A 5866-nucleotide genomic window follows, 5' to 3' on the forward strand; every position below is an offset into this window, starting at 1 on the left:
CTCCGCACCCGAAGCCACCGGGCCGCACCTTAACGGGTATGCTCTGGGCGCAATGGCAAGGGCAGCAGCCAAGCGGCTGGAAGGCCAGTCCGCAGCCATGAGCGGTTCCGCGCAAGCAGGGCCGCAAGGGCGAGGGACAAGGAAACCAGCCGTGGGCCAATGCGCCCACCAGAACGACCAGGCGGCAGGCGCAAGCCGACACGCAAGGCCGAACGAGTGGAGCGAAAAGGTCCGGCACTGCAGACAAGCAGGCCCGGAAGGGCCGAGATGGATGCAGATGCAAAAGTGCCGTGGAAGTGCGCGAGGCCAGCCGCCGCAGCTCCAGCCGACGAGGTTGTGAGCGCAGGCGCCGACCGGACCGCCCATGTCCTCCGCAAGGAGGGGCACGACACAGTGGGGACTGGTGGCAACACCAGTCCCCATTTTGCGTAGCGCCGCGAGCGCGCGTGTCGCGCGCCGACAGGCGCAAGCACGGCCAGCGAGCAAAAAGGGGCGGCCCCAACAGGCTGCCCCTTTTTGACTCGTCTGACGGCGCGGCTCCGCCGCGCTCTTCCTTCTTCTCTTCCTTCGACACCCCAAGCGGACTCGGCGGCTCCGCCGCCGGCCGCGCCCGCCGGGCTTACCTTACGGCTTCACATCCGGCGGCACTTCGCCCGCCATGCTCGCCGCCACCTTCTCCGCTGCTTCCATCGCCCGCAGCAGGTTGCCGCCGGCGATCTTCTCGCAATCGGCTTCGGAATAGCCGCGGCGCAGCAGTTCGGCGATCAGCGCAGGATAGGTTTCGACGCCCTCCAGGCCGGTAGGCGTGGAATCGATGCCATCCAGATCGCCGCCGATGCCGACATGATCGACGCCGGCCAGCTTCACCATCCGGTCGATATGATCGGCCACGTCGCCGATGCCCACCGGCGGGCGCGGGTTCTTCGCGTCCCACTCCGCCATCGCCGTACCCTGGCGCGGCAGATCGGAAATATACAGCGCCAACAGCCGCTGCCGTTCGCCGGCGCGCGCCGCTTCCCAGGCCTGGCGGGCGGCGTTGATGAAGCCGGGCACATAGGTGGCCATCACCACGCCGCCATTGGCTTTCACCAGTGGCAGCACATCGTCGGGCACGTTGCGCACATGATCGGCAATGCCGCGGGCGCTACTGTGGCTGTAGATCACCGGCGCCTTGGTCACGCTGAGCACCGCCTTCATCGTGCCCGGCGAGACGTGGGAGAGATCAACCAGCATGCCGATGCGGTTCATTTCCTTGATCACGGCCTTGCCATAGTCGCTCAACGGCTGCGGGCGCGGCGACTCATTGGCGCTGTCGGCCCAGTCGTTGTGCTTGGTGTGGGTCAGCGTCATGTAACGCACGCCCAGCGCGTGATACATGCGCAGCACGGGCAGCGAATTGTCGATCTGGCTGCCGCCCTCCACGCCCATCAGGCTGGCGACCTTGCCGGTTTTCTGGATGCGGCGGATATCGGCGGCGGTGCCGGCCAGTTCGAGATCCTGCGGATATTTCGCCACGAATCCGCGCACGATGTCGATCTGCTCGATGGTCTGCTTCACCGCTGCCGGGCCGGTGACGGTGGCCGCCACATACACGCTCCAGAACTGCCCGCCCACGCGGCCCTGATGCAGGCGCGTGATGTCGGTCATCAAGGGCTTCTTGAATGTGCGGCTGTCAGCTTTCAGGTCCTGGCTCCACCAGCCCTCACCAAAACTGCCGCGCAGCGCGCCCGGATAGTCATTGTGGCCATCGATGATCGGCTGCCGCTTCAGCACGGCCTCCGCGCGTTTCAGCATCGGATCATCCAGCGCCAGGGCCGGGGTGGCGGCCAGCAGGCCGATGAGCAGCAGAGCAGTTTTCATGGCCACAGTGTGACACCGCGCCGCCCTCTCTTGCAAGACAGGTGACGCACGCATGGCACAAGCTTCATAAACAGGGCAGCAACGACGAACTGCCGGAGAAAACCATGCTCGACGCCAACGATCGCCGCGTTTACGGCCCCGATGAAACCGCCTTCCGCGACACGGTGCGCAAGGTGTTCGAAAAGGAACTGATCCCCAACCTCGACCGGTTCGAGGAAGAGGGGCTGGTGAGCCGCGATTTCTGGCGCGCCTGCGGCGATGCCGGGATGCTGTGCCCCGGCGTGCCGGAGGAGTATGGCGGGCTGGGCCTGGATTTCCGTTACAACGCCATCATCGATGAAGAACTGGCCTATGCCGGTTCATCGGCCGGCATCACCCTGCAATCCGATATCGTGGCCGATTATCTGGTCGCTTATGGTTCGCCGGAACAGAAGGCCAAGTATCTGCCCAAGATGATCAGCGGCGAAGTGATCACCGCCATCGCCATGACCGAACCCGGCGCCGGTTCCGACCTGCAGGGCATCAAGACCACCGCCCGCAAGGACGGCAACCATTATGTGATCAACGGTTCCAAGACCTACATCACCAACGGCCAGAACGCCGATCTGATCATCGTGGTCGCCAAGACCGATCCGGAAAAGGGCGCCAAGGGCACCTCGCTGATCCTGGTGGAGGCCGACCGTGAAGGCTTTGCCCGCGGCCGCAACCTCGACAAGATCGGCCAGAACAGCGCCGACACGTCGGAATTGTTCTTCAACGATGTCCGCGTGCCGATGACCAACTGCCTGGGGGAGGAGAACAAGGGCTTCATCTATCTGATGAGCCAGCTGCCGCAGGAGCGCCTGTCCATCGCCATTTCCGCCCAGGCCGGCGCCCAGCGCGCGTTCGACGAAGCGGTGAAGTTCGTGAAAGAGCGCAAGGCCTTCGGCAAGACGGTGTGGGAGTTCCAGAACACCCAGTTCGTGCTCGCCGGCCTGAAGACCGAATTGCAGGTGGGCTGGGCCCACATCGATTGGGGCCTGCAGAAGCTGATCGAAGGCAAGCTGACCGACGCCGAAGCCAGCGCCGCCAAGCTGTGGCACACCGAACTGCAGGGCCGCGTGTGCGATGAAGCGCTGCAACTGCACGGCGGCGCCGGTTACATGAACGAATATCCCATCGCCCGCCTGTGGCGCGACGCGCGCGTGCAGCGGATTTACGGCGGGACGAGCGAGATCATGAAGCTGGTGGTGTCGCGGACGATTTGAATATCAGTTCCGAATGCGACAGCTGGCCACGGATACAAAGCCACAACCTGATGGTCAGGTTTGGGGATGATCAACAGTCTGCAATTCGCGATTCTGGCGTTTGGACTGGTGTGCATTTCTGTTTCATTGACGGGAGTTTGGGCCGTCCGGCACGCACAGCATCTGCGCTTTAAACCGCTGTGGTATCTGGCATCGCTGTTCGGTTTTATCGGCATCGGCCTCAATTAGACGCAGCCGGAGGATCTTGTGCTGCTGTTTGGTATCAATGGCCCCGTCGTCAACGTGTATTCGCCAAACGGTAGCGGGGTTTGGCTGGTGAAGGTTCTGTTTCCGGTTGGGGCCGCGTTCGCTTTGTGGCGCGCGCGCCAGCCCTTGTCGCCACCAGACCCATAGGGGGCACTGCGCCAGCGACTGCGGCGTTTCCCAGACTGGCCCTGCCCGCTTTCTGCCCTTAACCGGTCGCAATCTTCTGCGATAAGCGATCCCATGATGACTGCAACTGCCGCCCGTTTTGCCGAAACCGCCCCCAGCCCGCGTGAAAACGCCGGGTCGATGGCCGGCGAAGACGTGGCGATGATAAGGCTGGCCGCCACGCTCGGCCGCGAACTGGGCGCGTACAGGCCCGCCATCTATTGGGTCGATACGCTGGGCAGCGCCGCGCTGGGCTGGGGCGCGCTGGCGGCGTTGATCCTGATGCCGGGCCTGTCGGTGGCCGCCACCGCCGCACTGGCAGTGGTGGCCGTGCTGGCGCTGTATCGTCTCGGCAGCTTCATCCACGAAATCACCCACATGAAGGATGATTCGGTGCCGGGCTATCGCCTGGGCTGGAACCTGGTGGCCGGCATTCCGCTGATGATCCCCAGCTTCATGTATGAAGGCGTGCACAATCTGCACCATGCCCGCAACCGGTACGGCACGGTGCGCGATCCGGAATATATGGCGCTGGCGCTGAAGCCCAAGATGAGTGTGCCGCTGTTCGTGATGGTCGCGGCGCTGGGGCCGATTGGCCTGATCATCCGCTGGGGCCTGCTGGCGCCGCTGTCGCTGCTGAAGCCGGTGCGCGATTTCGTGCGAGCACGCTTTTCGGCGCTGTCGATCAATCCCGATTTCCGCCGCGATCCACCCGCCGGGCAGGCCGCCACGCGCTGGAATGCGATGGAAGTGGCGACGTCACTGTTCGTCATCGCCGTGCTGGCCGCCGTCGCCACCGGCCTCATCCCGCTGCGGGCGTTCGGCATCTGGCTCGCCGTGCTGTCAGCCAGCATGGTGATCAATCAGATCCGCACGCTGGCGGCGCATCTGTGGGAAAATGACGGCAAGGTGATGACCATCACCGGCCAGTATCTTGACAGTGTGAACGTGCCCCCGCCGGCGCTGCTGCCCGAACTGTGGGCACCGGTGGGCCTGCGCTATCACGCGCTGCACCATCTGCTGCCCAGCGTGCCCTATCACGCCCTGCCCGCCGCACACCGCCGGCTGGTGGCGGAACTGCCGCGTGAGAGCAGCTATCACGGCGGCAATCACCCCACACTGGCCGGTGTCATCGCCCGGCTGTGGGCGAGTGCTGGGACCGCGCGCGCCTGAGGGCCACGGCTGTTCAGTGTGCAGTTGTTGAAGAGAAGCAGGAAACAGAGCCTCCGGCGGGCAGGCCTGAGGCCTGCACCCGTTTGATTTTTTTGGCTCACGTGCGTCGCCGGCGCACAACCACGAAAGTGGGTCCAGGGCCTCAGGCCCTGGCTGCCGGAGGCCGCTTTACCTTGCTCTCAAACCCGGCCGTGTTCCTGCATCCAGTTCATCACCCGGCCCATCGCCATTTCCATCAAGTGCGGTGCCATGTTTTCGGGCGGCGGCGGCAGGCTGTCGAACACCCGGCTTTCGCTGAGCACCTGATCGCCGCGCGAGATCACAAAGCCCTGCCAGCCCTTGTCCCGCACCGCGTTGCAGATATCGGTGTAGGTATGCAGGCCACCGGCATAGGCCATGAAACGGCGCGGCTTGCCCGGCACGTTGGCGCCCATGTACCAGCTGTTGGCCTGCGGCAGCAGCGTCATCGCGGCGGTCTGGTCGCAATGATCGGTCCACGCCTGTTCGGCTTCGCGGCTGGCTTCGATGCGGCCGGCCTGGCTGGCGTTCAATGATCCGATGATGCTGGCCACATATTCCACGTGCTGTTCAATGCTGTGGATCATGTTGGTCAGCACGCTGGGGCTGCCGGGGCCGGTAATCAGGAACAGGTTGGGGAAACCGGCGACCATCAGGCCCAGATAGGTTTCCGGGCCGGCGGCCCAATGCTCCTTGATGGTTTCGCCGCCCACGCCCCGGATATCGATGCGCTCGATGGCGCCGGTCATCGCGTCGAACCCGGTTGCGAGCACCACGGCATCGAAATCGAAGCTGGTGTGCTTCGTCTTGATGCCGGTGGCGGTGAAATTTTCCAGCGGATCAGCGCGCAGATCGATCAGCGAGACGTTGTCGCGATTGTACGTCGCGTAATAACCGGTGTCGACGCACGGCCGCTTGGTACCGAACGGGTGATCCTTGGGCGTGAGCAGTTCGGCGACCTTGGGATCCTTCACCTGTTCCCGGATCTTGGCGGCCACGAAATCGGCAATGATCTTGTTGGCTTCGGCATCAATGCCCTGATCGGCAAAGCCGCTGAGCAGCCGGAACCCGCCCCAGGCCCAGCGCCGTTCCAGTTCGGCCTTGATCTCTTCCGGCGGCGTATGGATGGCGATCACGTCTTCGCGGGCCTCGTTCCA

The 5866-nt window shown here is 64.2% G+C and carries 5 protein-coding genes; 3 read left to right on the plus strand and 2 right to left on the minus strand.

The features are described 5' to 3' along the window. Positions 1 to 624 precede the first annotated feature (624 nt). Positions 625 to 1860 carry a dipeptidase gene (locus RT662_RS13655; RefSeq protein ID WP_313671244.1) on the minus strand — a complete coding sequence of 412 codons (1236 nt, stop codon included), beginning with the start codon at positions 1858 to 1860 and terminating at the stop codon, positions 625 to 627. Positions 1861 to 1964: 104 nt separating this feature from the next. Here RT662_RS13655 and RT662_RS13660 point away from each other — a divergent pair, with 104 nt between their 5' ends. The 3 genes from RT662_RS13660 (at position 1965) to RT662_RS13670 (ending at position 4691) form a co-directional block, all read left to right on the plus strand. Further along, positions 1965 to 3107: an acyl-CoA dehydrogenase family protein gene (locus RT662_RS13660; protein ID WP_313671245.1), complete on the plus strand. Its 1143-nt coding sequence runs from the start codon at positions 1965 to 1967 to the stop codon at positions 3105 to 3107. A 66-nt stretch (positions 3108 to 3173) separates the two neighbouring features. Further along, positions 3174 to 3335, plus strand: coding sequence for a hypothetical protein (locus RT662_RS13665; protein ID WP_313671246.1), 162 nt, complete (start codon positions 3174 to 3176; stop codon positions 3333 to 3335). Positions 3336 to 3593: 258 nt separating this feature from the next. Continuing rightward, positions 3594 to 4691 (plus strand): fatty acid desaturase, encoded by a 1098-nt coding sequence (locus RT662_RS13670; protein ID WP_313671247.1) that lies wholly within the window; start codon positions 3594 to 3596, stop codon positions 4689 to 4691. A gap of 179 nt (positions 4692 to 4870) precedes the next feature. Here the strand turns inward: RT662_RS13670 and RT662_RS13675 are convergent. After that, positions 4871 to 5866: flavin-containing monooxygenase (locus tag RT662_RS13675; RefSeq protein ID WP_409530176.1), on the minus strand; the 996-nt coding region annotated here is incomplete at its 5' end.

The organism is Sandarakinorhabdus sp. (assembly GCF_032115815.1).
Classification (GTDB): domain Bacteria; phylum Pseudomonadota; class Alphaproteobacteria; order Sphingomonadales; family Sphingomonadaceae; genus Sandarakinorhabdus.